Genomic DNA, 25,445 nt, shown 5'->3' on the forward strand with positions numbered 1-25,445 from the left:
GGCCACGACGGGCAGCCGTCGGTGAAATGGGGAGACAGCCATGAAGAAGTTTGTGATCGCGGCTGCGTGTGCACCGCGCGTGCCGCCGCGGCACCTGCTGCTACCGCGAGCACCCTTCCGGTCGTGACCGCCGATCCGCCCGCTGATCCGCCCCGGTTCCGGCTTCGTCATGCGGCGAAGCCTGGCACCGGAACGGCGTGCCCTCCGATAAAATCAGGGTGCTGTCGTCTGCAGCCCTAGCACCGTGAAGCCCCGCCTGGGTAGGAATCCGTGTCCCGGAGAATACTTCCCAAGTCCCTGATAGCTCGATCATGATGGACGGCGAACGCCGTCCGACGTCCACGAAGGAGACCGCCATCGCCCCCCGGAACAGCACCAACGTCCGACTCCGCACCACCCTCGCCCTGCTGGCCGACCACCAGAAGTCAGGGACGATCGTCGCGCCCAGCGAGCTGATGTCCCAGGCCGTGGCCGAGGTCCCCTTCGACGAGAAGGAAGCCGAGCTCCTCGCCGGCGGCGTACCCCGCGGCTACAAGGCGTTGACGACCGCGACCTCCAAGCTCGTGAAGGCCGGCTGGCTCGTCAAGGGCCGCAGCGGCTGGACCGCGACCGACGAGGGCGTCCGCGCCGTCGAGGTGTTCAGCGACGCTGACCAGTTCGCGAACGCCATGCTCAGCGGCGCGCCCGTGCCCGAGCGGGCTTCCGAAGCACCCGCCCACGCGCCGCAGGCGCCCGAACAGCTCGGCGAGGAGGCGCAGGCCGCGCCGGCCGACGATTCCGACCCGGACGAGTCGATGGCCAAGCTGGTCGAGTCCCCTGCCGCCGAGGATCCCACTCCTCCAGAGGTTCCGGTGACCCTCGAGGTGACCGACACCGCGCCCGAGCACGCGCCGACCGACACCCCCGCCGACGAGGCGTGGCAGGACCAGCCGGAGTCGGTCGCCCTCTCCGGCGACTTCGACCCGCTGTTCGGTGAGGCCGGCCACTGGAGCACGGACCTCCGTGAACTGCAGTTCGCCTGGGAGCCGACGGAGAACACCTGGAAGCTGTCCCTGCAGCTCCCTGCCGGCAACTACCAGTTCAAGATCCTCGTCAACGGCTCCTGGGACGAGAACTACGGCAGGTTCGGCGTGCGCGACGGCGAGAACCACGAGCTGCACCTGCTCTCGGACACCACCGTGACGTTCCGCTTCGACTACGACACCAAGGACATCGAGACCTCGTAGCCCTCGACCTCCTTCCGGCCCCGCCTGCTGCCGTTCCCCGGCACCGGGCGGGGCCGTCGTCGTTCCCGGTCGGCGAGGGTGACCGCGCCGGCCTCGCACTCCTCGGCACCGGCCCGTTCGTGCCCGAACTGTAGGGCGGATCGGGAGGACCGCTCGAGTGTGTCAAGAGCAACTGACTAAATCGCCGAAGTAGTTTCCGTGCGACCATCACCGCCCCGTAGATTTATCCAATGAGCAATGATGCTGCCTCGACAGTCCTCCGCCCGTTCGATCCCGACGGCGGGAACGACCAGCCTGCCGAAGCCCTCGAGGCACTCATCGCGAAGATCGAGACCGAGGTCGCCGAGCTCCAGTTCACGCGCTTCACAAACGACGACGCCGTGGCGCTCGGGCAGCTGCTCGTCCAGCTGGGCGTGGGCCGCAACCTGCCGATCGCGGTCAGTATCTGCAAGCCGAACCACATCCTGTTCCGGGCCGCGCTCGACGGCGCCACCCCCGACAACGACTACTGGCTCGATGCGAAGAGCCGCACGGCCGCCCGTTACCTCGTACCGTCCCTGCTCGTCGGCCTGCGTGCCCGGCGCAACGGCGGCCGCGCCGAGGACAACCCGATGTTCGACACGTCGACCCACGCCGCCCACGGCGGTTCCTTCCCGCTGTACATCAGGGGTGTGGGTCCTGTGGCCACCGTGACGGTGTCCGGCCTGCCGCAGCTTGAGGACCACAAGCTCGTGGTCGAGGCGCTGCGCACCTTCCACGCAGCCGACGGCCTGTAGCCGCGGCTCCAACCTGCTCCTGACCTTTGCGGGGGCCGGCACGTGCGGTTCCACGATCCCCCGCCCAGTCGGGTACCGGCCGAACCGCGATGGCCCAGTTCTCGAACCACGCCGGTCGGGTACCGACGGGACCGCGATGGCCCGGTTTTTGAAGCACTCCGGTCGAGTCTCGACCGCACACGTCGATCCGGCTGTCGAGCCAGGACGGTCCGAGTGCCGGTCGGCGAGGCCGAACTCCGCTCACCCGCTCACGCGACCATCGACGCCGCCATCGCGGCAACGCTGACGGCTGCCAAGCAGGATTCCACGCCTGCTCTCGGCAGGAACCTTGAGCCCCCTCGTGCATCGTCCCGATCTGCACGGCGGTGTGCCGCGACCAGCACCACCGTGTAGGCGAGAAGGGCTGCGACGCCCGCCGCCAGCAGGACCGGCAGGAGGGTCTGGCCAGCGTGTGCGTGCCCGGGATCGGCGGTGACACCGGGGCGTGCGTCATCCCCGTGCCCTCCCGCGATCGTGAGGGCAGCCATCGCGATCATGGACAGCGAGCGGTGCATGCCGAAACCGCAGTGCGCCGGCCCGGCCGTGCTGCGGCCGCCCACCAGCAGGAGGGGCCCGGCCAGCAGCAGCACCACACCCCAGACGACACCGGGCAGCAGGTACACGGCGTCGAAGGCCATATCCGCCATGGCGAGGAGCATGACGGCCATGCCGACGACGGCGCTTCCGGGGGTACGCCCGACATCGGCAGGTTCCCCGGGCGACCATCCGTCGCGGATTCTCGGGGTCGTGCCGACCGGCCCAGCCATGGATCCGACCAGCCGACGCCGCCCCCGGGGAACCAGTCCCCTCGCGCAGACGGCGAATCCCGCTGCTGCTGACAGCAGCATGATCGCGCTGAGCGAGGTGTTCATCGGACTGCTCCTGTGGGGACGGCGGACGAAGGGGCGGCCGGATGGGGACGGCGGACGGGGACGACGGCGGATGGGGATCGCGGCCGGCCCGGCGCGGTGGACGGAATGCCCCAGGCGAGCCGAATCAAGCAAGCCGGATCAGGCGAACCGGATCAGGCAAGCCGGATCAGGCAAGCGGGGTCAGGCGAGCCGCGTCAGTGGCAGGACCCGGTGGCGCCACCGTCATCCGTGCCCATGGCGCAGTGACCACTGGTGCCGGCCGGGACGTTGAGCACCGGGTTGCCGCCGAAGAAGCCGTGCGGCTTCAGGGTGAATTTGGCGTAGTCCACGGGCATGACGGGCCAGTCCTCCGGTCGCGGGAAGTGGGTGAGCCCGAAGGTGTGCCACAGCACGACGTCGGTGTTCTCCAGGTTCCGGTCCGCAGCCATGTACCGGGGCAGGCCGTCCCCGCCCGGGTTCTGGTTCACGAGGTCCCCCGCCGGGTAGTGCTCCTCCTGGTCGTAGGCGGAGACCCAGAGGTGCTTGGTGGTGTACGTGGCACGGGACGTGATGCCTGCGGCAGGATCGGCGAGGAGCGTGGGCGTCTGCTCCGGGTAGAGCACGTACGCGGTGGGCTTCCCCAGCCGGTTCTTCTTCCCGGGATTGGTGATGTGCCAGGTCCTGCCGACGCTCGCATCGGCGATGCGGCCGCCGTCGGCCTCGGACGTGATGGGCGTGGCCTTGTTGGTGAAGGCGTTGCCGTACGGGTTTCCGGGTCCCATCGGGAGGCGCTGCGCGTCGACCTCCACCACGGTGTTGTTCACGCCGTCGACCGTCATGTCCAGGCGCGCGGAGAACAGGTGCTGGTGGTACGGCGCACCGACCCCGGGGGCCACCTCGGAGGCGTAGGGATAGTCGCCGCCGGGGTAGGCGGACGGGAAGAGGATCCCGGTCAGCTTGGCCTCGCACTCGATGGTGCCGTCGAGGTAAAGGTACCAGTAGAAGCCGTAGTCGTAGTTGCCCACGGTGGTGAAAAAGCTGATGACGAGCCGGCGCTGGCGGCGGACGTCGGAGGATCCGGTGAACAGGTCGTTGTGCTTCCAGAGGGTGCCGTAGTCCTCCTCGTGCATGCAGATCGCGTTCTTGATGGTCTTGGGGCTCCCCGACTCGTCGGCGATGGTCGCGTCGAAGTAGTGGATCTCGCCGAGGCAGTCGCAGCCCAGCTGCAGTTCGTTCGCGAAACGGCCGAACAGGTACTCCCCGGTGTCGAAGTAGTTCTGCCAGTAGCGCGTGGGCGACGGATCGGCGTAGGGGACCACCATCTCCGCGATCGACCCGCGGTACATCACCGGGCGGTCCACGTCCTGGTCCTGGAAGCTCAGCTGGCGCAGGATGAGCCCTTCGCGGGCATCGAAGCTCACGCCGAGCTTCCAGTTGGCCCACTCGATCCTCGAGCCGTCCACGCTGAAGGACGGGCCCTCGGGCTGCGTGATCTCGATCGGCTTCAGGGTGGTGAACTCGGGGCCACGGTAGTCCGCCAGGTGGAAGTTCCCGACCTCGGGTGGCAGGTCGAAGGTCTTGTAGTCGACGACGTCGAGCACGGTCCGGGCGATCGGGTCGACGTAGGCGCAGAGGCCGTCGATGGGGCGGGCCCAGATGTTGTCCTCCACGTTCTCGCGGTAGAAGCCGAAGCAGCGGATGATCCGGTGCCCGCTCTCCCCCTCGTTCTCGTAGTAGCCGGGTGAGAGCGGGGCCGAGATGACCTTCATCGGGTCGAGTCCGCGGGCCTCGATGGCGTCGCGCCATGCTGTGTCGGCCTGCAGGATCGGGTCGATGATCTCGAACTCGGCTTCCAGGATCGGCAGCTGGCCGGTCGATCCGTCCACGATCGTGGTCCGGAGGACGACGTCGGACGTCAGGGAGACACGCAGGTCATGTGCCTCTCCGCTGCCCAGATTGAGCAGCATCACGCGGGCGATGCGCTCGGGCAGGGGTCCGGTGCCGTCCTCGTAGGCGAGCACCTCGGACTTCGCGGGTTCGACGAGTCCCACGTAGACGAAGCGGGTGTCCGCGTCGGTGCCGCCCGCCGCGTGGACGAGGGCCTGCACCCTTGTGATCTCGGCGCCGTCGAGTCCGGCCAGGACGTCGACGCGCCCGAGGGCCTCCGTGGCGACGGGAGCCGGTGCGGTGGTGTCATCTACAACTGTCATGTCTTCGGGTCCTTACGGTGGGATAACAGGAGGGTCGGTGGTGTGCGGGCTGCGCCGTGGCGTGCGGGTCTCGCCGTCGTCCGGTCCTAGCCGGCGATGGCGTCCGTGATGCGTGCGTAGGCGGCGCCGTCCTGGCGTTCGAGGTAGCGGCCGCGCAGCAGGCCGGCCGCCATGGTGAGCGGGATGGTGGCCATCAGGGCCAGGCTCAGGCCCCAACCGCCGCCCACGAGCATCGGGAAGTACGCGACGATCACGGCGCCTGCGGCGAGGAGGCCGACCAGGGCCAGGACCGGCGCGATCCGTGTCCGCCAGGGACCCCCGGTGAGCTCGGAGTGGCGGCCGAAGTAGGCCACGACCGCCAGGCATGTCTGGGCCATGAGCACCACGATCGCGAGGGTGGCGATGCCCGAGAGCCAGGTGAAGACCTGCAGCACGGGATCCATGCGCAGCAGGGCGAACGCCACGATGAGGACGGTGGCGGTGATCGTCTGCGCGAGCGACGACTTGTGGGGCGAGAGGTGGCGGGGGTGCACGTCGGCCAGGAGCTGGGGCATGGTGCCGGCGGCGGCCATCGAGTGCTGGTAGCGGGTGATGACGTTGTGGAAGGACAGCACGCAGGCGAACAGGCTCGTCAGGAGCAGCACGTTGATGGCGATGGCGCCCGCGCTGCCGAGGTAGTTGGCGGCGGTGACCACGATCATCGCTCCCGGATCCTCCGCTGCGGCCTGCACCACCTGGGACGGACCCCAGGCCATGACGAGGGCCCACCCACCGAACGTGTAGAACAGGCCGATGAGGAGGACGGCGGCATAGGTGGCGCGCGGGATGGTCTTCTCGGGGTCCTTGGCCTCGTCGCGGAAGATCGCGGTGGCCTCGAAGCCGATGAATCCGGCGATCGCCATCATGAGGCCCACGCCCGGTGCGCCCGAGAAGATGTTGACCGGCGTGAAGGGAGCCGCGGAGAGGCCCTCCGCGCCGCCGGTGGCCATGACGACCGCTGCGAGCACCAGGACGATGCCGATCTCGGCGACCAGCAGGACACCGAGCACCTTCGAGCTCAGTTCGATGTGCCGGTAGCCGAGGACGCCGACGAACGCGATCATGGCGAGCGCGTAGAGCCACCACGGCAGCTCCGGCAGTCCGAGGTTGGTCAGTGCGAGGTTCAGGCTGAAGCCGAGGTAGCCGTACACCGCGACCTGGATGGTCGTGTAGGTGAGGAGGGCGAGGAACGCCGCTCCCAGACCCTGCTTCCTGCCGAGCCCGTAGCCCACGTAGGTGAAGAACGCCCCGGGCCTCGGTACCACCCGGCTCATCGCGCTCAGGCCCACGGAGAACAGGAGGAGGATGAGCCCTGCGACGGCGTACATGCTGGGATACCCCGGCCCGTTGCCCAGCAGGATTCCGAGCGGCGCGGCGCCGCCGATGACGGTCAGCGGCGATGCCGCCGCGACGACCATGAACACGATGGATCCGGCGCCCAGGGTGCCGGTGAGGCGCTGGGGGCCGACGGCGGATGCGGACGCCGTGCCTGTGGGGGAGATAGCAATGCAGCGATGCTTCCAACGGACCGTTTCCGCCCGATCATCGCCCGGTAAAAGCTGCCGTCGTTCCAAATGAGACTCCCGCACGGCGTGCCCGGAGCCCCACCTGCGACGTCGTCGCGCCTGCTGCGTCATACAGGCGTCGTGAAACATCAGGGCAACACGGCGCACCTACTGTTCGCGGGGGAAAGGCAGATCATGAAGCCACTGCAGGACGCCGTCGCCAGCCCTCCTCGAGTGACGGGGCTGGCGGACATCTCTCCGCTCCACGGCCTGGCCCGGCGGAGCCTCGGCCCCGTCGACGCCCTCGCGCAGTCGGTCTCCGCGATGGCACCGGTTGCCGCGGCCGTGACCATGCCCGCGATGGTCACCGCCGCCGCAGGCCGCCACGCGGTTACGTCGATCCTCTGCGCGACGGTCCTGGTCCTGCTGATCGGCTACACGCTCGGCCAGTACGCGCGGCGCATGGGGGCTGCCGGCTCGCTGTACAGCTACGTGGCCCAGGCTCTGGGCAGCACGGGCACGTGGCGACCGCTGGTCGCCCTCGCGACGGGCTGCTCGCTGATCATCGGTTACGCCTGCATCGCGATGTTCGCGCTGATCGGCTTCGCGCTGCACGCCTCGGACCTCATCGCGTCGTTTGGCCGGCCGCAACTCGCCGATCCGGTGATGGCGGGCGTCATCCTCACGGTCGGCGGGACCTGCACGTGGCTGCTGATCCGGGGTCTCCGCCTGTCCTCCCTCGCCATGCTCATGGCCGAAGGAGCGGCGCTCCTGGTCCTCGTGGTGCCGATCGTCCTCGTGTTCCTCGCGGTCCCACGCGAGGCCCTGCCCGACGTCGACGTCCGGGCCGCCGTGCCGGACCCGGGATTCAGCGGCCTGGCGACGGGCGCCGTCCTGGCCCTGATGGCCTTCGTGGGCTTCGAGAGCGCCACCGTCCTGGGCGCCGAGACGCGCAGGCCGCTGCGGACCATTCCCCGAGTGCTGCTCTGGAGTGCCGCCGGCGGGGGTGTGCTGTACGTCGTGGCAGCCCTGGCCCAACGGGTCCTGCTGCAATCCGTGCCCCCGCTGGACGACGACGGGTCGCAGGTCTTCGGTCCCGCGATGGGGGCTGCGGGCCTCCCGTGGCTGGTCCCCCTGCTCGACGCCGGCGCCGCGCTGTCCTTCTTCGCGTGCACGCTCGCGTGCGCCACCGCACTGGCCCGGGTGCTGCTGACCATGGGCCGGGAGGATGTCCTGCCCGCCTGGCTCGGGCACGCCCACCTCCGGTTCCGGACGCCCGTCCACGCCGTCCTGGCTGCCATGCCCGTGGTGACGGTCGTTCCGGCGACGCTGATCCTGCTCGGCCTCGGAACGGGCGAGGCGATGAACAAGCTCCTCGGCACCGCAGCCACCGCCTACGTCACCGCCTATCTGCTGGCGTGCTGTGCAGCGCCGGTCTTCCTGCGGCGCATCGGCGAGCTGACCCTCCGGCCGGCGCTCGCGGCCGGGCTCACCTCGGTGGCACTCGCGGGTGCCCTCGTCGCCTATCGGATCACCCTCGCGGGTGCGGGCCGTAGCGCGAGCGGCTGGATCTTCTGCATCCTGCTGGCCACCGCGCTGCTCTGGTTCCTGTTGCACCGCCGTCACCGGTCGGCGGACCCCGTCCTCGGGCTCTACGACGTGCCCACGCAGGACGCCGTGCTCGGAGGTGGTCGGAACACTGCCGCGGGCGATGCCCCATGACCACGGACCGGCCCGACGACGTCGGCCTGCGGGCCCGCCAGCCCAAAGCGGTGCGGAGCGCCCTCGCGGTGCTCGAGGAGGTTGCGCGGTGCGGACCCGGGGTCACCGGGCTGGAGGTGAGCCGCAACCTCGGGCTGCCGAAGGCCACCACCTACCGGCTCCTGAACCTGCTGGTCGAGGACGAGTACCTGGTGCGGCTGCCGGACCTCAGCGGCTTCGCGCTCGGCCGCAAGGTGGAACTCCTGGTGCAGCTGTCGGGCATCGGGGGAAACCGTCCCGGAGCGCCGCGTGACCGAATATGACGGGCACCACTGGCGCCCCCGCCCTCCGGTGCGCTTAGCTGTAGCCATAACCATCCCGAGCGGCCGAGAGACCTGGATCGACGACGCCGCAGCAACCCTCCCCGTGTAGCAACGGGGAACGGTGCTACTGCCAGGACCGATGGAGAAGCTACACGCTTTCGTTGGTCTGCCCTTCCGTGCTCCGGCACGCCCGGGGCGACTACTGGCTGACCTGTATCACCCTCCATCGGGCGATGATTCAGGAGCCACGCGTGAGAACAGCAAGCCCCAGCACTCCCCGTCCACCCCGCACCCTCGCCCTGCTCGCCGTCGCGGCGGGCCTAGTGCTCACCACGAGCGGCTGCGGAGGATCAGCAGCCGCGAGCGAGGACGACACCTTCGTCTTCGCCACCGGCAAGGACATCTCCTGCCTCGACCCCCACGTCAACGGGGACATGCCGCAGGCGTCCATCGCGGCGAACTACCTCGACTCCCTCGTGTCCCAGGACAGCGAAGGGGCCATCCACCCGTGGCTCGCCACGGACTGGTCCGTGTCCGACGACGGCCTCAGCTACACCTTCACGGTGCGCGACGACGTCTGGTTCACCGACGGGACGAAGCTCACCGCGGAGGCGGTCAAGGCCAACCTCGACCACATGATCGACCCCGACACGCAGTCCGGCACGGCCGGCGGCTACCTCAAGCCCTACGTGGGCACCGAGGTCGTGGACGAGACCACCGCCGTCGTCACCCTCAACCGCCCCTACGCCGCGTTTCTCGAGGTGCTCGCCCAGCCGTTCCTCGGCATCGAATCGCCCGAGGCGCTCAAACGGCCGCAGGCCGAGAACTGCAACGCCCCCGTGGGTACCGGGCCGTACAAGATCGTCGACTACGTTCCGCAGTCCAAGGTCAGCCTGGTGCGCAACGAGGACTACAACTCCGCTCCGCCGTATGCGCAGCACGAGGGGCCGGCGCACATCGAGAAGATCGAGTGGCGCATCGTCCCCGAGGACTCCACCCGCTACGGCCTCCTGCGGGCGGGCCAGGTGGACGCCCTCGACCTCATGCCGTCGGTGCACTTCGGCGAGGCCGAGGCGGACCCGAACGTCGAACTGATCCTGCAGGACCGGCCCGGCAACCCGACCAACCTGATCCTCAACACCACCCGGGCACCGTTCGACGACGTGGACGTCCGCAAGGCCTTCCTGCACAGCGCCTACGTCGATGCGGGCATCAACAGCGTGTACTTCGGCACCGTCACCCGGGCCGGCGGCCCGCTCAGTTCCACCACGGGCTTCTACTCCCCCGACTTCGAGCACGTCTACGACCCGGACCCCGACGAGGCGGACCGCCTGCTCGACGAGGCGGGCTGGACCGAGCGCGACGACGAGGGCTACCGCGTGAAGGACGGCGAGCGCCTGACCGTGCACTTCCCCTACACGCCCGGCGCGTGGCCCACCGCGCACCAGGCGCTCGTCACGCAGATCCAGGCGACGGCGAAGAAGGCCGGCTTCGAGGTGCTGATCGAGAACGGCGACGGCGCGACCGTCAGCGAGCTCGGCAACAACTTCGCGTACGACCTCCGCGCCGACTACTGGAACACCAACACCGCGGACGTGCTGCGGATCGTCTTCTCCTCGGAGTACACCGAATCGGCGGGCTTCGTTCCGAACGGCTCCGGCTTCCGCAACCCCGAGCTCGACGGCATCCTCAACGACGCCCTGGCCACGGACGATCCCGCCGAGCGTGAGCGCCTCTACTACGAGGCGCAGCAGATTGTGAGCGACAACGCCCTGCAGCTGCCGCTCTACAACCAGGCCAGCCAGGTGGCGCTGCGGAGCGACCGCTACGGCAACCTCACCCTCGAACCGAGCCTGTCCCTCCCCTACCTCTACGACGTCACGGCGGTGGATTCAGAATGAGCACCTCTTCCCTCGATTCCCTCAGCGCAGCACCCCGCACGACAGCGACGGCCGGTACCGCCGGCAAGGTCATCGCGAAGCGTGCGGCCGGCAGCCTCTTCGTCCTCTGGGCGGCCGTGACCCTCACGTTCTTCGTCCTCCGCCTCACGCCCGGTGACCCGATCACCGCGATCCTCGGCGGGGCGGGATCCTCGCCGTCACCCGAGACGGTCGCCGCGGTGCGGGCAGAGTACGGGCTCGACCAGCCCGTCCTCGTCCAGTACCTCTCCTACCTCGGCAACCTCCTCACCGGCGACTTCGGGGTGTCCTACATCTTCAAGGTCCCCGTCCTGGAGATCATCGGCCCACAGATCCTGCCCACCCTGCAGCTGGCCGGGCTCGCCCTCGTGTTCGCCTGGGTGATCGCCCTGGCGTTCACCCTCCTGACGGTGGGCCGCGGGCGTGTGCTCGACGGCGCCGGGCGTGCTGTCGAGGTGTTCTTCGCCTCCCTCCCCCAGTTCTGGGTGGGCATCATGCTGGCGGTGGTCTTCGCGGTGACCCTCGGCTGGTTCCCGGTCGCGGGCAATGACGGCTTCCGGTCGCTCGTCCTGCCGGCGCTCTCGCTGGCGGTCCCGCTCGCCGGGTTCATCGCCCAGGTCACGCGGTCCTCCTTCGAGGACGCCCTCGCCCAGCCCTTCGTCCTGAGCGCCCGTGCCCGCGGCCTCAGCGACACCGCCGTCCGAATCACCCACGCCCTGCGCCACGCGATCCTCCCCGGCCTCACGCTCTCCGCCTGGGCCGTCGGCTCGCTCGTCAGCTCGGCCGTCGTCGCCGAGATCATCTTCGCCCGACCCGGCCTCGGCCGGTCCCTCGTCGACGCCATCGTGAACCGTGACCTGCCCATCACCCTCGCCGTGGTGTTTCTCATCGCCGCGGTCTACATCCTCGTGAACCTCGTGGTGGACGTCCTCTACCGCGTGGTCGACCCCCGCACGAACCCGAAGGGATCCGCAGCATGAGCCTCACCCTCGACCCCACCACGACGGCGGAGGGCGGCAGCGCAGCTCCCTCGTCACCGGCCCCTGCTCCCTCCCGTGCCGGGCGCCTCGTCCGCAACACGCCCATCGGCGTCCGGATCGCCGCCGCGCTCCTCGCCTTCCTGGTGCTCGCTGCCATCGCGCCGTCGGTCTTCCTGCGGCAGGACCCCTTCGAGATCGACCCCGCCAACGCCTTCCAGTCACCCGATGGCCTCCATCTGTTCGGCACGGACCAGAACGGCCGTGATGTCTTCTCCCGCGTGATCGCGGGCACGGGCCAGTCCCTGCTGCTCGGCCTCGCCGCCACCGCCATCGGGCTGATCCTCGGCGGCGCCCTCGGCATCACCGCCGGTGTGTCCGGCAGGTGGCTGGACTCGGCGATCTGCCGTTTCGTGGAGATCCTGTTCGCCTTCCCTGGCCTGCTCCTCGCCCTGATCGTCATCGCGGTGTCCGGCACCGGCGTCGTCACCGCCGCCATCGCCGTCGGGGTCGGTTCGGCCCCTGGTTATGCAAGGATGCTCCGCACCCAGACCCTGCAGGTGGTCGCGGCCCCGTATGTGGAAACAGCCCTCGCGCTCGGCCGCTCGAAGTCGCACATCCTCTGGCACACGATCGTCCCCAACGTCGCACGGCCCCTCTTCGTCCTCGTGACGCTCGGGATCGGCCAGGCCATCGTCTGGGCCTCGTCGCTGAGTTTCCTCGGCCTCGGCGCCCAGCCGCCCGCCGCCGAGTGGGGCGCCATGCTCGCCGACGGTCGCAACTACCTCCAGGTCGCCTGGTGGATCGCGGCCTTCCCCGGCATCTTCATCACCCTCGCCGCGCTGACCACCACCGTGGTGGGCCACCACCTGCAGCGCCGACTCGAAGCAGAGGTCTGACCATGACGAACACCACCGGAACCAACCCCGTGCAGCAGCCCCTGCTCGCCATCGACAACCTCAACGTCTCCTTCAGCACCCCGCGCGGCGTCGTCGACGTCGTCCGCGACGTCTCGCTGGCCCTCGCTCCCGGCAAGGCGCTCGCCCTGGTGGGTGAATCCGGCTCCGGCAAGACCGTCACGGCCCGCACGCTCGTGGGCCTCAACGCCGCCAACGCCCGGGTGTCCGCCGGCCGCCTCGACGTCCTCGGCAACGACGCGACCCGCCTGTCGGAGCGGCAGTGGCGGAGACTGCGCGGCAAGGACATCGGCTACGTGCTGCAGGACGCGCTCGTGTCCCTCGATCCCCTGCGCACCGTCGGCCAGGAGATCGACGAGGCCCTCCGCGCCCACGGTATCCGCGGCCGGGCGGAGCGGCAGGAGCGGGTGTACGCCGCCCTGCGCGACGCCGGGATCCCCGATCCCGAGGTCCGTGCGCGGCAGCGCTCGGGCGAACTGTCCGGCGGCCTCCGCCAGCGTGCGCTGATCGCCCAGGCGACGGTGCTCGATCCGCAGCTCGTGATCGCCGACGAGCCCACCACGGCCCTCGACGCCACGGTGCAGGCGCAGATCCTCGAGCTGCTGGCCGGCCTGAAGGAGCAGGGCCGCGGGCTCATCTTCATCTCGCACGACCTCGCCGTCGTCAGCCACCTCGCCGACGAGATCGCCGTCATGCAGCACGGGCGCATCGTCGAATCCGGGCGGGCCGACGAGGTCCTCGGCAACCCGCGCCACGAGTACACGCGCCAGCTGATCGACGCCGTGCCCTCCGCGGCGGGCAAGGGCACCCGGCTCTCGGCCGTCCCGCGGGTCTCCGTGACCTCGCGGCCCACGCGGCTCTCGGCCTTCTCCGAGGACGCGCCGGCGCTGGCGGCCCGCAACCTCGTGAAGACCTACGCCTCCCCGGACGGCACGCGCCGTACGGTGGTCGACGACGTCTCCTTCACGCTCGCGGCAGGAAAGACGCTCGGCATCGTCGGCGAATCGGGATCGGGGAAGTCGACGACGGCGCGCATCGCACTCGGCCTCACCGAGCCCGACGCCGGGACGGTCACCCTCGGGGGGCTGCCCTGGGTGGGAGGTGCGGCGCCCGCCGCCGGGCGGTCCGAGGGCGAGCGGTCCGAGGGCGAGCGGTACGGGGCCGGGACCGGCACCTTGAGGGCCGGACACGCGGAGGCGGATTCCACCGAGGACGGTGGTTCCGACCGTGGCCGCTCCGGCTTCCGCCGACGCGGCGCGACCGGCACCGGCGGTCCGACCGCCGTCACGGAGGATCTCCGCCGTCCGCACCGGCCCGACATCCAGCTCGTCAACCAGGATCCGCTGAGTTCCTTCGATCCCCGTTTCAGCGTCGGCCGGGTCATCACCGACGCCCTGGACGCCGGCTCCGTCGGCGCGCCGGGCGAGCGGCGGGACCGTGCAGCGGAACTCCTCGGTCAGGTGGGCCTGCCGCTCGACCTTCTCGAGCGGCGGCCGCTCACCCTCTCGGGCGGGCAGCGCCAGCGCGTCGCGATCGCCCGTGCCCTCGCGCTCCAGCCCCGTGTCCTGCTGCTCGACGAGCCAGTCTCAGCTCTCGACGTCTCGATCCAGGCGCAGGTCGTCGACCTCCTCGCGGACCTCCAGGACCAGCTCGGGCTGAGCTATCTGTTCATCAGCCACGACCTCGGCGTCATCCACCACGTCAGCGATGACGTCCTGGTCCTCAAGGACGGCCGCGTGGTCGAGTCGGGCAGTGCCGAGGCGATCTTCACCGCTCCGACCACGGACTACACGCGGGCGCTGCTCGACGCCGTGCCGGACATGCCCGAGCGCCGGCCCGCCGTCGTCCCCGGTGCCACCCCGTCCGCACACAACCCGGCAGGAGCCGACCGATGACCGCCGAGACCGTCACCGCACCCGTCACCTACGGAGGGCTCGCACAACGTTTCCGTCCGCTGTTCGAGGAGATCGCCGCCGGCGCCGCCGAGCGCGAGGACGAGCGGATCCTGCTGCACCGCCAGGTGCGCCAGCTCGCCGATGCCGGCTTCACCGCGCTGCGCGTACCCGTCGAGCTCGGCGGTGGCGGCATCAGCGCCCCGCAGTTCTTCCGGCTGCTCATCGAGCTCGCCGCCGCGGAGTCCAATCTCGCGCAGGCCCTCCGGTCCCACATCGCGTTCGTCGAGGACCGGCTCTACGCGAACGACACCGTCTGGCTGCGTCGCGTCGCCGAAGGGGCAGTGCTGGGCAACGCGTGGACCGAGACGGGGCCCGTCGCCGTCGGCGGCGTCAGCACCACCATCACGCGCGACGGCGACGACTACCGCGTGGACGGCACGAAGTACTACACGACAGGCAGCCTCTACGCCGACTGGATCCAGACGGGTGCGCGCACGGACGACGGCGTGGACGTGATCGCCCTCGTGCGGCGGGATGCGACCGGCGTCGAGGTCGTCGACGACTGGGACGGGTTCGGCCAGCGCCTGACCGCGAGCGGCACATCCGTGTTCCGGAACGTCCACGTGCCGGCCGAGGACGTTCTCGTCGAGGCGGACCACCCACCGTACGACACGGGGGTCTACCAGCTCATCCATGTCGCGACGCTCGCGGGAATCGCCCGTGCGGCCGTCCGGGACGTCGCTGCGGAGGTGCGCGGGAGGACCCGCACCTTCAGCCACGGGAACGGCACGAGACCCAGCGAGGACATCCAGGTGCAGCAGGTGGTCGGGGAGGTGTCGGCGCTCGCCTTCGCGTCGGAGGCTGCTGCACTCCGGGTGGCCGAGCTGGTGCAGGAGGCCTACGAGGCCCACCTCGACCTTTCGCGGGACGAGGCGGACGCCGCCGCAGTAGCGGTGGAATTCGCGTCCTCGCAGGCGCAGATCGTGGTGACGGAGCAGGTCCAGCATGCCGCGTCGACGATCTTCAATGCTCTCGGCGCATCATCGACCCGCAGGGGCCTCCAGCTCGACCGGCACTGGCGCAACGCCCGCACCATCTCGTCGCACAACCCCGTGATCTACAAGTCGCGCATCGTCGGCGACTGGGAGATCAACGGGACGGTGCCGGAGTTCGTGTGGCGGGCGGGCGACGCCCCGGGGACGACGTCGGCGGGCGCCTAGGGCGCACGACGGCGCCTGCCCGTCGGCAGGCGCCGCGACGCCCCGCGCGGTCTGGACCTAGAAGCGACGCGCGTTGGCGAGGACGGGCAGCTTGCCGCGGGCGTCGTCGACCTCCGCCGGGTCGATGTCGACGAACTCGAGTGCCGGCTCGGGGCCGAACTCCACGAGGACGCGGCCGAGCGGGGAGACCACGGCGCTGTGCCCCACTCCCGTCGGGGCCGTCCCGGTCAGCGGCACACCGATGCTGGCGGGGTCGGCCTGGCCGCACGCCACCACGAAGGTGGTGCTGTCCAGGGCTCGTGCCCGGGCCAGCAGCGACCACTGGTCGACCTTGCCCTCCCCGGCTCCCCAGGATGCGCACACGATGTTCACCCGGGCGCCTTCCGCCGCCGTCGCGGTGAACAGAGCGGGGAAGCGGATGTCGTAGCAGGTCGCGAGGCCCACCGTGACGTCGTCGAGCGTGAAGACCACCGGCCGGGTGCCCGGCTCCACGCTCTCCGATTCCCGGTACCCGAACGCGTCGAACAGGTGCACCTTGTCGTAGCTGGTGTCGACGCCGGGCCCGACGGCGAGCAGCGTGTTGCGGACACGTCCCTCGCTGCCGGGCGTGAACATCCCGGCGACCACCACGATCTTCAGGCGCTCGGCGATCGTCCGGACCTGCGACGCCCACGGCCCGTCCAGGGGCTCGACGACGGCGGAGAGGTCGTTGCCGAAGGCGCACATTGTCGCTTCGGGGAAGACCACGAGGTCGGCTCCGCCCTCCGCTGCCTCGCCGGCGAGTTGCTCGACGAGTGCGAGGTTCGCCACCGGATCGGATCCACTAGTCAGCTGTGCGACGGCTACGCGCATGGGGAGCTCCTTTTCGTTGTATACCTAATGTATGGGAAGAACAGTCGGCGCAGCGGTCTCGGGTCGCGACAGGGCGTACTCGTACCTGCGGGAGAACGTCCTGACGGACGGATCGATGCAGGGCCGGTTCCTGAACGAGCAGGAGCTGGCGGAGCGGATCGGTGTCTCGCGCACGCCCGTCCGGGAAGCATTCCTCCTCCTGGTCGCCGATGGCCTCGTCGAGCTCATCCCGCAGCGCGGAGCCTACATCCCCATCGTGACGGCCCGACAGATCTCGGACCTGATGGACCTCCGCGGCGTCCTCGAGAGCCACGCCGCGCGGGTGACGATCGCGACGGGCGCCCCGCCCGTCGCAGGGATGCAAGACATCCTCGGCCAGCAGGCCGCCCTTCCCGAACCGCTCACCGGCGCATCGGTGAAGGAGTTCATCCGGCTCGACGCCCTGTTCCATCAGCACCTCGTGGACGCAGCGGGGAACGAGCTCATGTCCCAGACCTACCGGAAGCTGCAGGTCCGCCAGGTCCTCGTCGGCGTCGAAGCGCTGATCAAGGTGGACGGCCGGCGCCGGCAGGTCTGCGACGAGCACCAACGCATCATCGACGCCCTTGCGGAGGGCGACGCCGAGGCCGCCATCCACGACCACCTCGCCGTGACACGCAACATCCTGCTGCGCACCTAGGACTGTCCGGGTGCGCCGCTCCGCGCGCCGGCGCGGAGCGGCACGCACGTCAGACCTTCGAGCCCTCGAGCAGCAGGCGGTACTCGTCGTCCTCGGTGGCGTGCGGATTGCGTCCGAGCGACAGGCCGATCAGCGTGACGATCCCCGCGACCGCGACGTAGACGGCGACCGGCACCCAGCTGTCGAAGTTGCTCAGCAGCACCGTGAACATCAGGGGTGCGATGGCGCCGCCGATCACGCCGGCGAAGGTGTAGGCGAGTGAGCTGCCCGTCGCGCGGAGGCGAGGCGAGAACTGCTCGACGATGAATGCCGCCTGCGGCCCGTACATGAACGAATGGCAGGCGAGGCCCAGGACGATGCCGATGATGAGCAGGAACTGGTTGTCACCGTCCAGCAGTGCGAAGAACGTGAAGGTCCACAGCGCCCCGAGGATGGCTGCGATCCCGTACACCAGGCGTCGGTTGACGCGGTCGGACACCGCACCGGCCAGTGGGATCAGGAAGAGCTGGAAGCCCGAGCCGATGAGCACCGCGGTGAGCACCTCGTTGCGTTCGAACCCGAGCACCTGGATGCCGTAGGTGAGGGTGAACACGGTGAACAGCGCGTAGAGCACGTCCGGCCCCACCCGGGAGAGGATCGCTGCGATCAGTGGGCGGAGTTCGTTGGCGAAGACCTCCTTGATGGGCGCAGCAGGCCGTTCCCCGTGCGCCTCGATGGCCTTGAAGATCGGGGTGTCCTCCAGCCTCAACCGGATCCACAGGCCGAACCCGACGAGGAGTGCGGACGCGAGGAAGGCGATGCGCCAGCCGAAGTCGAGGAACTGCTCCTCCGAGAGCAGCACCGTCAGGAGTGCGAGGGCGCCATTGGCGAGCAGGTTGCCGGCCGGCGGACCGACCTGGGCGGCGGAGGCCCAGAAGCCGCGCTTCTTCGGATCCCCGTACTCACTGGACAGCAGAACCGCACCGCCCCATTCGCCGCCGACGCCGACGCCCTGCGCGAAGCGGAGGAGCACCAGGATGATCGGAGCTGCGATGCCGATGCTGGCATATCCCGGCAGGACGCCGATCAGGACCGTCGCTATGCCGATGATCATGAGGGTGATGACCAGGATTTTCTTGCGTCCGATCCTGTCGCCGAGCCGTCCGAAGACGATCCCGCCCACCGGCCGCGAGATGTAGCCGACGGCGTAGGTCGAGAAAGCGAGGATGGTTCCGGTCAGCGGATCGGAGGCCGGGAAGAAGATGATCGGGAAGACCACTGCTGCCGCTGCCGAGTAGACGGCGAAGTCGTACCACTCCAGGGCGGTGCCGGTGAGGCTGGCGGCGAAGGCCTTGTAGAGGCCGGGCGGACGAGGGGACGTACCGGCGTCGGGCGCGCCTGCGCCTGCCGATCCAGGACTGTGTGCCATCGAGATTCTCCAGACTAGAGGTGATGCCCGCCACACCGGCGATAGATGTATACATTACGCATACATGTTGTAGATTAGCGACCACTTCGGTTTCCGGAATGTAAAAGCTTGTTCGCCCCGACGGAAGGAACCACCATGACCACCCTCTCTTTCGAGCTGCCGGACGGCACCCTGCAGGACGTCGAGGTGACCCGGCTGCTCAATGCGGGCTATGCGGGACGCGAGCAGGACGAGGTGCAGGCGCACATCGCCGAACTGGCCGAGCTCGGCGTTCCGGGTCCGACGACGACGCCCGCGCTCTACCCCGTCTCCCCCTACCTGGCGCAGCAGACGCGGGAGGTGAGCGTGCAGCACGGCAAGACCTCCGGTGAAGCGGAGTGGGCCCTCGTCATCACCGACGACGGCGTCCTCCTCACCGTCGCATGCGACCACACCGACCGAGCCCTCGAGGTCCACGGCGTGGCCTGGAGCAAGAACGCGAGCCCGGACGTGCTGGGACGTACTGCGTGGCGGCTCGACGACGTCCGCGACCACCTCGACGACATCACCCTGCGTGCCTGGGTACGCACCGAGTCCGGCGAGGAGCTCATCCAGGACAGCTCGCTGGGTGCGCTGCTGTCACCCGACTACTGGCTCGAGGTCCTGGCGGACATGGGCTTGCGCGACTCCGGGACGGTCCTCATCTCGGGCACCGTCCCCATGATCCACGGGGTCGACCAGTTCGCCGCGGCCTGGCGCGTCGAGATGGCCGATCCGGTCACCGGCCTCACCATCGGCGTGGACTACGACGTCGTGCCGATGCCCGAGCCCATCGGCTAGGCCTCCCGGACGGGGCGGTGGCGCACGGGCTCTCCAGATTTAGAGGGTGGGTGCTTGGGCGTGGCTCGGGCGGGGCTCGGGCTCCGTTGGATTCGGCGATTGTTCCCTCGGGCGGGCGCTCAGGCTCCATCAGGTGCGGCAGGCGAATGCCCGGACAGGAGCTCAGGCTCCGCCGGGTCCGGCGATTGTTCGCTCGGGCGGGAGCTCAGGCTCGGCCGGGGCTCAGGCTCCGCCGGATTCGGCGATTGTTCGCTCGGGCGGGCGCTCAGGCTCCATCAGGTGCGGCAGGCGAATGCCCGGACAGGAGCTCAGGCTCCGCCGGATCCGACGAGTGTTCGCTCCGGCGGGGGCTCGGACGGGAGGCCAAGCTCCGCGAATCCGGCGATTGCTCCTCGGGCCCCGCCGGATTTGTCGGGTGCCGCATCTCCTCATGGGAGACGGAGCACCAAGATTTATGTGGATAACGCGGGTCGACTATTCCTCCACAATCGCTCCCCGCCACCATGAATAGTACGCACGTTCGATAAAATTGGGGTATGGCCATCGCCCCGATCGAGCACTTTGCGCGGACCCCCCGTCCGGCGGACTCGGCCTGCGCAGCGCTCACCGATTGGGCCCGTGACCTGGACCTACACGACCGGATCTTGTCCGGGCCGGAAGCGCTGCAGGTCATCATCGACGTCGAGCACGCCTCACGGGTCGTGGACCATCTGCAGATCCTTGCCGCCCGCCTGGCAGGTGAACACTACGCCGCAGCCGCGGAGTTCGAATCCCACCCCTCGTCCCATCCCTCGTCCGGGACGGCGTCCCTGCTGGCGCGTGCGGAACAGGCCGTCCGGATGGATACCGGCTCTCCCCAGCGGGCCGATACGCCCCCCTCGGATGCCCGCTCCTTCGACACGACGTCGCCGGGTGACGCTTCGTCCGTGGCCGAGTCGGCCCGTGAAGCTTTGCCCACCACCGCGTCCTCCGCTGCAGCGTCGCTTTCCGGTGCAGCGCCGGTCGGCTCGAGGGGTGCCGGGTGGGCTGCGATCATGGACGGTGGGTTCCGCAATTGCGCGGACTTCCTGCGCGCGACCCTCGGGATCAGCCGCGCCGAAGCCCGACGCCGGCTCTGGCTGGCCGAGGTACTGCTTCCCGGGATCTCGCCGACCGGAGCGCCACTGCCACCCCGTCGGGAGATCGTGGGCGCCGCCACAGGTGCGTGCCTTGTCAGCGCCCGGGCCGCCACGATCGTGTGCCAGGCGCTGCAGCGGGTGGAATCGTTCGCAGCACCCCACCAGCTCGACGCGATGGAACACCACCTCACCCAGCAGGCCATCGAATCCGACGAGGACATCCTCCGCGTCCTGGCACGCCGCTGGGAGGACACGCTCGACCAGGACGGATCAGAACCCTCGGACAAAGTACTGCACGCACGCCAGGGCGTCTTCCTCAAAGGCCGACGCCACGGACTGCACGTGCTCGAGATCGGCGCCACGGACGAACAATACGAACACCTCTCCACCGTCATGAACACCACCACCGATCCGCGGGTGCTCCAGAGCCAGAGCGGTGACGCAGGAGTCACCGGATCTACCGGTGCAGCGGACGGCACATGTGCCGGAGGCAGACCTGGCCCGAATGCCAGTCCAGCCTCCGATCCTGGTGCCGATCCTGGTGCCGATTCCGGCTCGGATCACGGCTCGGATCCTGGTGCCGGTTTGCACGGTCGTCTCGGCGGACCGACGAGGGCCCAGGCACTTCTCGATGGGCTCGTCACGGCCTGCAAGATCGCCCTCACCACCACGGGACTCCCCGCGACCGGCGGACACCGTGCTCAGGTCATGGTCACCATCGACTACAAAGACCTGATCGGCGACCTCCAGCACGTGAAGCGCCCCGGCCATGCCGGTGATTCAAGCCAGGCCGGTGATTCAAGCCAGGCCGGTCACGCAGGTCATCCGGGTGAGATCAGTCAGGGCGGGCACGCAGGTCGTGCGGGTCAGATCAGTCAGGCCGGTCACACGGGTCATGCCGGTTATGGAGTGTTCAGCGAACAAATCAGCGCCAGGACCATCAGGACATTGGCGTGCGATGCCGACCTCATCCCTCTCGTCCTGGGGAGCAGTAGTCAGGTCCTCGACATCGGACGAGCTCAACGGCTCTTTCCACCCCACCTTCGACGGGCCCTGGTCGCCCGGGACAAGGGCTGCGCCTTCCCGGACTGCACCATCCCCGCCAGCTGGTGCGAAGCACACCATATGACCCCGTGGTCCCGTGGCGGAGAGACCAATATCAGCAACGGCGTCCTGCTCTGCACCCGGCACCACCACGTCATCCACCAGGGCCTCTGGACCGTCGAACCGCGCAACGGCATCCCCTGGTTCCACGCCCCCGGCAACCCCGGCCGGGCGGGCACGCCCCGACAGAACACCTACCGGCAAGCCGGAAGAATGCTTTACGACAAGCAACCGGACCAGGCAATCAGCTACACCCGCACCGACCCGGACCCGCGGCGCTGAATCACTGGCCCAACACGGCGGCACTGACCCAGCAGTACTGGGCAGCGGTATTGAACAGCGGTATTGAACAGCACAGGAATACCCTGCGGACGGCGCGCTCACCCCGCGGGCCGTCCGCATAGTGCCGGCACAGTCCTAGAGAGCAGCCTCGATGGCGTCCGCGATCGGCGTCTCGCCGCTGTTGAACTGGATGGTCTTGTCCACCGTGCCGAGGTTGCCGAGGACGACTGCGGCAACATGCGCAACGTCCTCACGCGGCACTGAATCCTGCTGCGGCTTGTCCGAGACCTCGATCTTCCCCGTACCAGGATCGGTGGTGAGGGCACCGGGGCCCAGGATCGTCCAGGCGAGTTCGGAGTTGCGCAGGTGCTCGTCCGCAGCAGCCTTCGCCTCCGCATAGTGGAAGAACCCGTTGTCCTCGGGCACACCGTGATTCTTGCTCGCGCCGAGGTAGGACACCATGACGTACCGTCCGACCGAGGCTTCCTGTGCTGCATCCATCGAACGGATTGCTGCATCCCGGTCCACGGCGTACGTGGCCTCGGGGCTGCTGCCACCGGCACCGGCAGACCACACGACGGCGTCGTGCCCGCGGAAGACGTCGGCCATCTGCGCCACCGACAGCTCGGACACGTCGGCCACCACGGGCGTGCCGCCCGCCTGCTCGACGTCGGAAGCATGGTCCTGGGTGCGGAAGATCGAACTGACCTGATGACCCTGGCCCGTGAGGATCTTCGTGAGGTGCAGCGCTACTTTTCCGTGCCCACCGATGATGGCTACGCGTGACATGGGAACTCCTTCTGGTCGTCGGATGTCTTGGTTCCGACGCTAGTCCCCGGTTGTGGGGGCTGGCCACCCATACGAAAGTGTTCAGCCCCCAGCGCACGCCTATTCCCGCATGCCGGTCGAAATGCCGGGCAGATGCCGGCCCAGCTTGTACTCAGTCAAAGAACGAACCCCGACGGCGCGGTTACGCAGTGCGTCAGGGACGGACGGGCTGAAGGCGGAAGCTCGCGCCGCGGTGCTCCTCAGGCAACCGGTCGCCCTTGCCGAACAGCTTCTGGCGCAGCGTCCCCTCGGCATATTCCGTCGGATACGCTCCGCGCTTCTGCAGCTCCGGGACCACATGCGTGATGACGTCCTCGAAGGATCCGGGTGTGATCGCGTATGCGAGGTTGAATCCGTCCACGTCGGTCTCCTCCACCCACGCCTGGAGCTCGTCCGCGACCTGCTTGCCCGACCCCACGATCCGCGGACCCAGTCCACCGATTCCCGCCCACTCGGCGATGTCCCGCACGGTCCACGGCGCGCCGTCGTCGTTCACCTTCTGGAAGGTGGCCACAGCGGAGTGGATGGCGTTCGACTTCACGGCGCCGAGCGGTTCGTCGGGGCCGTAGACGGACAGGTCCACACCGAACCAGCCGGAGACGAGCACGAGCGCTCCCTCGTAGCTGACGTACTTCTGGTATTCGGCGTGCTTCGCCTTGGCCTTCTCCTCCGTCTCGTCCGTGATCACGGTGAGCAGCGTGTAGATCCGCACCGAGTAGCGGTCGCGACCCTCGGCCTCGACGGCGTCGCGGATCTTCTTCACCACGTCCTTCAGGATCTCCTTGGTCGGTGCACCCACGAAGACCGCCTCGGCGTTGCCCGCCGCGAAGGCGATCCCTCGCGAGGACGCTCCGGCCTGGAAGATGACGGGGGTGCGCTGCGGCGAGGGCTCGCTGAGGTGGATGCCCGGGACGGTGAAGTAGGTGCCGTCGTGGTTGATGTCGTGCACCTTGGCCGGGTCCGTGAAGACACCGGTTTCGCGGTCACGCACGACGGCGTCGTCCTCCCAGGATCCCTCGAGCAGCTTGTAGAGGACCTCGAGGTATTCATCCGCGTGGTTGTAGCGCTCGTCGTGCTCGAGCTGGTCCTCGTTGCCCATGTTGCGCGCAGCGGAGGGCAGGTAGCCGGTCACCACGTTCCAGCCGACCCTGCCGTTGGTGAGGTGGTCCAGCGTGGAGAGCCTGCGCGCGAACGGATACGGGTGCTCGTAGGCGGTGCCGGCGGTGACGCCGAACCCGAGGTGTTCGGTGACGAGTGCCATGGCGGACACGAGCAGGAACGGATCGTTGACCGGGGTCTGCGTACCCTGCCGCAGGGTCGCTTCGTTGGATCCGCCGTAGACGTCGTAGGTGCCGAGGACGTCGGCGATGAAGATGCCGTCGAACAGGCCCTTCTCCAGCGTCTTCGCCAGATCGGCCCAGTAGCGCAGGTCCTTGTAGCGCCACGACTGGTCCTCCGGATGGCGCCAGAGACCGGGTGACTGGTGGCCCACGCAGTTCATGTCGAAGGCGTTGAAGCGGATACGGCGCGGTGATACGGGCATGGGAGGTCCTCACGTCGGGGCACTGCCGTGGGGAAGCGCCATACTTGCCCGGCTGGTGCAGCCCGGGCCGAATCCTCACCTGGGGCACCCCACTACAGCGAGAGGGTTGCCGTCCAACAAACCAGGGTTTTGCGTTGGAACTCTTGATTCTGCTGACGAGCGTAGAGGCCCGCCTGCATCACCGTCCAGACGCACCTGTCACAGAGCGTCACGATCAGCATGCCTTCCCTGGCGCACGGTGGAACCCGGCGCCGGAACCGTGCGTCGTCGTTTCATCAGGGTGGGCCTCGCACAGCTGTCCTCGGTCCCGGATCGCGGTCCCTGGCTCGACGCTCGAAACCCGCGATCTCACGCGGCGCGATGTCAGCGCAAGTAGGACGCCCCGTTGGCATCCACGACGGTGCCGCTGACCCACAGCGGCGCATCGGTGGCGAGCCAGGCCACGGCCTGCGCCACCTCCTCCGGGGTCGCCACGCGATCGAACGGACTCTGGGCACGCACGGCATCTCCCCCGGGGCCGTCGAGCACAGTCCGTCCCATGTCCGTCTCGACGAAGCCGGGCGCCACCGCTGCAGCGAGGATGCCGTGCGGCGCAAGCGCGACGGCGAGGGACTGCGTCATCGAGTGCAGGGCCGCCTTGCTCGCACCGTAGGCCGGCGTGGCGGGCTCACCCCGGTAGGCGCCTCGAGATCCGACACTGATGAGCCGTCCGCCGTTCGGCCCCGACGGCCGGTCGAGCAGCCGGCGCGCCACCAGCCAGGCCAGGTTCGCCGGCCCCACCAGATTGACGTCGAGCGTCCGCCGCCATGCTCGCTGCCAGTCCTCGAAGGACACCGTGTCGACAGGATGCGCCTCGAAGATGCCCGCATTGTTCACGAGCACATCGATCCCGCCGAGGTCCCGGGTGGCAGCATCGACGAGCTGCCGGCACGCCTCGGGATCGGCGACGTCCCCGATCGCGACGGCGTGTCCCGTACCCGGCAACGCCTCCCGGACGGCCTCGGCGGCCTGCAGATCGCGACCGGCGTGCACGCATACGCGATGTCCCCTGCCGGCGAGCTCGTGCGCGATCGCCGCACCGATACCGCGACTTGCTCCCGTCACCAGAATGCTCAGTGTCATGAACGAGACGCTACCCGCTGCCTAGGGGCCCGGAACGAGAACCATACCGTGGACGCGCAGCCGACTTCGGGGGTGCACCTTGCTACGCTGAC

20 protein-coding genes and 2 riboswitches are annotated in these 25,445 nt (G+C 69.1%); of the genes, 12 read left to right on the top strand and 8 right to left on the bottom strand.

Translation table 11 applies throughout. The annotated features are described in order from the left end of the window. Window positions 1-311 precede the first annotated feature (311 nt). Entirely contained in the window at window positions 312-1,226 is a 915-nt protein-coding gene (locus ACX80L_RS07135; RefSeq protein ID WP_459288652.1) for a pullulanase X25 domain-containing protein, read from the top strand. Between the two features lie 230 nt (window positions 1,227-1,456). After that, window positions 1,457-2,002: a heme-degrading domain-containing protein gene (locus ACX80L_RS07140; RefSeq protein ID WP_133082811.1), complete on the top strand. Its 546-nt coding sequence runs from the start codon at window positions 1,457-1,459 to the stop codon at window positions 2,000-2,002. A 248-nt stretch (window positions 2,003-2,250) separates the two neighbouring features. Here the strand turns inward: ACX80L_RS07140 and ACX80L_RS07145 are convergent, their stop codons facing one another. From ACX80L_RS07145 to ACX80L_RS07155, 3 genes are all read right to left on the bottom strand, one after another. Beyond that, entirely contained in the window at window positions 2,251-2,913 is a 663-nt protein-coding gene (locus ACX80L_RS07145) for a hypothetical protein (RefSeq protein WP_459288654.1), read from the bottom strand. 194 nt (window positions 2,914-3,107) lie between these two features. Next, window positions 3,108-5,102 carry a primary-amine oxidase gene (locus ACX80L_RS07150; protein ID WP_459288656.1) on the bottom strand — a complete coding sequence of 665 codons (1,995 nt, stop codon included), beginning with the start codon at window positions 5,100-5,102 and terminating at the stop codon, window positions 3,108-3,110. A gap of 86 nt (window positions 5,103-5,188) precedes the next feature. After that, window positions 5,189-6,559, bottom strand: coding sequence for an APC family permease (locus ACX80L_RS07155; RefSeq protein WP_459288814.1), 1,371 nt, complete (start codon window positions 6,557-6,559; stop codon window positions 5,189-5,191). A gap of 282 nt (window positions 6,560-6,841) precedes the next feature. Here ACX80L_RS07155 and ACX80L_RS07160 point away from each other — a divergent pair, with 282 nt between their 5' ends. From ACX80L_RS07160 to ACX80L_RS07190, 7 genes are all read left to right on the top strand, one after another. After that, window positions 6,842-8,368: an APC family permease gene (locus tag ACX80L_RS07160; RefSeq protein WP_459288658.1), complete on the top strand. Its 1,527-nt coding sequence runs from the start codon at window positions 6,842-6,844 to the stop codon at window positions 8,366-8,368. After that, on the top strand, window positions 8,365-8,670 hold the full coding sequence (locus ACX80L_RS07165) for a helix-turn-helix domain-containing protein (protein WP_459288660.1): 306 nt from the start codon (window positions 8,365-8,367) through the stop codon (window positions 8,668-8,670). The genes ACX80L_RS07160 and ACX80L_RS07165 overlap by 4 nt, the downstream gene beginning before the upstream one ends. Before the next feature lie 47 nt (window positions 8,671-8,717). Continuing rightward, a riboswitch (SAM riboswitch) is annotated at window positions 8,718-8,816 on the top strand. A 105-nt stretch (window positions 8,817-8,921) separates the two neighbouring features. Beyond that, window positions 8,922-10,571, top strand: coding sequence for an ABC transporter substrate-binding protein (locus ACX80L_RS07170; protein ID WP_459288662.1), 1,650 nt, complete (start codon window positions 8,922-8,924; stop codon window positions 10,569-10,571). Continuing rightward, window positions 10,568-11,569 (top strand): ABC transporter permease subunit, encoded by a 1,002-nt coding sequence (locus ACX80L_RS07175; RefSeq protein WP_133082819.1) that lies wholly within the window; start codon window positions 10,568-10,570, stop codon window positions 11,567-11,569. The genes ACX80L_RS07170 and ACX80L_RS07175 overlap by 4 nt, the downstream gene beginning before the upstream one ends. After that, window positions 11,566-12,465, top strand: coding sequence for an ABC transporter permease (locus ACX80L_RS07180; protein WP_459288664.1), 900 nt, complete (start codon window positions 11,566-11,568; stop codon window positions 12,463-12,465). Before ACX80L_RS07175 ends, ACX80L_RS07180 begins: the two co-directional genes overlap by 4 nt. 2 nt (window positions 12,466-12,467) lie before the next feature. After that, window positions 12,468-14,378 (top strand): dipeptide ABC transporter ATP-binding protein, encoded by a 1,911-nt coding sequence (locus ACX80L_RS07185; protein WP_459288666.1) that lies wholly within the window; start codon window positions 12,468-12,470, stop codon window positions 14,376-14,378. Continuing rightward, window positions 14,375-15,598, top strand: a complete 1,224-nt coding sequence (locus ACX80L_RS07190; protein ID WP_459288668.1) for an acyl-CoA dehydrogenase family protein — start codon at window positions 14,375-14,377, stop codon at window positions 15,596-15,598. Before ACX80L_RS07185 ends, ACX80L_RS07190 begins: the two co-directional genes overlap by 4 nt. A gap of 57 nt (window positions 15,599-15,655) precedes the next feature. Here the strand turns inward: ACX80L_RS07190 and ACX80L_RS07195 are convergent, their stop codons facing one another. Then, on the bottom strand, window positions 15,656-16,450 hold the full coding sequence (locus ACX80L_RS07195) for a carbon-nitrogen hydrolase family protein (RefSeq protein ID WP_459288670.1): 795 nt from the start codon (window positions 16,448-16,450) through the stop codon (window positions 15,656-15,658). A 31-nt stretch (window positions 16,451-16,481) separates the two neighbouring features. Between ACX80L_RS07195 and ACX80L_RS07200 the strand changes: the two genes are divergently transcribed. Beyond that, a complete protein-coding gene (locus ACX80L_RS07200) occupies window positions 16,482-17,129 on the top strand; it encodes a GntR family transcriptional regulator (protein WP_459288672.1) in 648 nt (215 codons plus the stop codon). Window positions 17,130-17,178: 49 nt separating this feature from the next. Here the strand turns inward: ACX80L_RS07200 and ACX80L_RS07205 are convergent, their stop codons facing one another. Continuing rightward, window positions 17,179-18,537: an MFS transporter gene (locus ACX80L_RS07205; protein ID WP_459288674.1), complete on the bottom strand. Its 1,359-nt coding sequence runs from the start codon at window positions 18,535-18,537 to the stop codon at window positions 17,179-17,181. 135 nt (window positions 18,538-18,672) lie between these two features. Between ACX80L_RS07205 and ACX80L_RS07210 the strand changes: the two genes are divergently transcribed. Next, window positions 18,673-19,356, top strand: coding sequence for a DUF2848 domain-containing protein (locus ACX80L_RS07210; protein ID WP_208739225.1), 684 nt, complete (start codon window positions 18,673-18,675; stop codon window positions 19,354-19,356). Between the two features lie 536 nt (window positions 19,357-19,892). Beyond that, entirely contained in the window at window positions 19,893-21,860 is a 1,968-nt protein-coding gene (locus ACX80L_RS07215; RefSeq protein ID WP_459288676.1) for an HNH endonuclease, read from the top strand. 135 nt (window positions 21,861-21,995) lie between these two features. Here ACX80L_RS07215 and ACX80L_RS07220 read toward each other — a convergent pair whose 3' ends face one another. The 3 genes from ACX80L_RS07220 to ACX80L_RS07230 all read right to left on the bottom strand — a co-directional run bounded on the left by ACX80L_RS07220 (window position 21,996) and on the right by ACX80L_RS07230 (window position 25,353). After that, on the bottom strand, window positions 21,996-22,649 hold the full coding sequence (locus tag ACX80L_RS07220; RefSeq protein ID WP_133082833.1) for an NAD(P)H-binding protein: 654 nt from the start codon (window positions 22,647-22,649) through the stop codon (window positions 21,996-21,998). A gap of 193 nt (window positions 22,650-22,842) precedes the next feature. Continuing rightward, entirely contained in the window at window positions 22,843-24,231 is a 1,389-nt protein-coding gene (locus ACX80L_RS07225; protein ID WP_459288678.1) for an LLM class flavin-dependent oxidoreductase, read from the bottom strand. Between the two features lie 35 nt (window positions 24,232-24,266). Continuing rightward, window positions 24,267-24,380: riboswitch (SAM riboswitch) on the bottom strand. 214 nt (window positions 24,381-24,594) lie between these two features. Continuing rightward, window positions 24,595-25,353: an SDR family oxidoreductase gene (locus tag ACX80L_RS07230; protein ID WP_133082835.1), complete on the bottom strand. Its 759-nt coding sequence runs from the start codon at window positions 25,351-25,353 to the stop codon at window positions 24,595-24,597. Between the last annotated feature and the right edge of the window lie 92 nt (window positions 25,354-25,445).

It is taken from the genome of Arthrobacter sp. MDT1-48-3, assembly GCF_054511015.1.

Coding starts and splice junctions, on each gene's coding strand:
- ACX80L_RS07160 (WP_459288658.1), top strand. CDS start 6,842: ATGAAGCCACTGCAGGACGCCGTCGCCAGCCCTCCTCGAGTGACGGGG.
- ACX80L_RS07140 (WP_133082811.1), top strand. CDS start 1,457: ATGAGCAATGATGCTGCCTCGACAGTCCTCCGCCCGTTCGATCCCGAC.
- ACX80L_RS07210 (WP_208739225.1), top strand. CDS start 18,673: ATGACCACCCTCTCTTTCGAGCTGCCGGACGGCACCCTGCAGGACGTC.
- ACX80L_RS07175 (WP_133082819.1), top strand. CDS start 10,568: ATGAGCACCTCTTCCCTCGATTCCCTCAGCGCAGCACCCCGCACGACA.
- ACX80L_RS07185 (WP_459288666.1), top strand. CDS start 12,468: ATGACGAACACCACCGGAACCAACCCCGTGCAGCAGCCCCTGCTCGCC.
- ACX80L_RS07215 (WP_459288676.1), top strand. CDS start 19,893: ATGGCCATCGCCCCGATCGAGCACTTTGCGCGGACCCCCCGTCCGGCG.
- ACX80L_RS07230 (WP_133082835.1), bottom strand. CDS start 25,353: ATGACACTGAGCATTCTGGTGACGGGAGCAAGTCGCGGTATCGGTGCG.
- ACX80L_RS07225 (WP_459288678.1), bottom strand. CDS start 24,231: ATGCCCGTATCACCGCGCCGTATCCGCTTCAACGCCTTCGACATGAAC.
- ACX80L_RS07150 (WP_459288656.1), bottom strand. CDS start 5,102: ATGACAGTTGTAGATGACACCACCGCACCGGCTCCCGTCGCCACGGAG.
- ACX80L_RS07220 (WP_133082833.1), bottom strand. CDS start 22,649: ATGTCACGCGTAGCCATCATCGGTGGGCACGGAAAAGTAGCGCTGCAC.
- ACX80L_RS07145 (WP_459288654.1), bottom strand. CDS start 2,913: ATGAACACCTCGCTCAGCGCGATCATGCTGCTGTCAGCAGCAGCGGGA.
- ACX80L_RS07200 (WP_459288672.1), top strand. CDS start 16,482: ATGGGAAGAACAGTCGGCGCAGCGGTCTCGGGTCGCGACAGGGCGTAC.
- ACX80L_RS07180 (WP_459288664.1), top strand. CDS start 11,566: ATGAGCCTCACCCTCGACCCCACCACGACGGCGGAGGGCGGCAGCGCA.
- ACX80L_RS07205 (WP_459288674.1), bottom strand. CDS start 18,537: ATGGCACACAGTCCTGGATCGGCAGGCGCAGGCGCGCCCGACGCCGGT.
- ACX80L_RS07135 (WP_459288652.1), top strand. CDS start 312: ATGATGGACGGCGAACGCCGTCCGACGTCCACGAAGGAGACCGCCATC.
- ACX80L_RS07155 (WP_459288814.1), bottom strand. CDS start 6,559: ATGGTCGTCGCGGCGGCATCGCCGCTGACCGTCATCGGCGGCGCCGCG.
- ACX80L_RS07195 (WP_459288670.1), bottom strand. CDS start 16,450: ATGCGCGTAGCCGTCGCACAGCTGACTAGTGGATCCGATCCGGTGGCG.
- ACX80L_RS07165 (WP_459288660.1), top strand. CDS start 8,365: ATGACCACGGACCGGCCCGACGACGTCGGCCTGCGGGCCCGCCAGCCC.
- ACX80L_RS07190 (WP_459288668.1), top strand. CDS start 14,375: ATGACCGCCGAGACCGTCACCGCACCCGTCACCTACGGAGGGCTCGCA.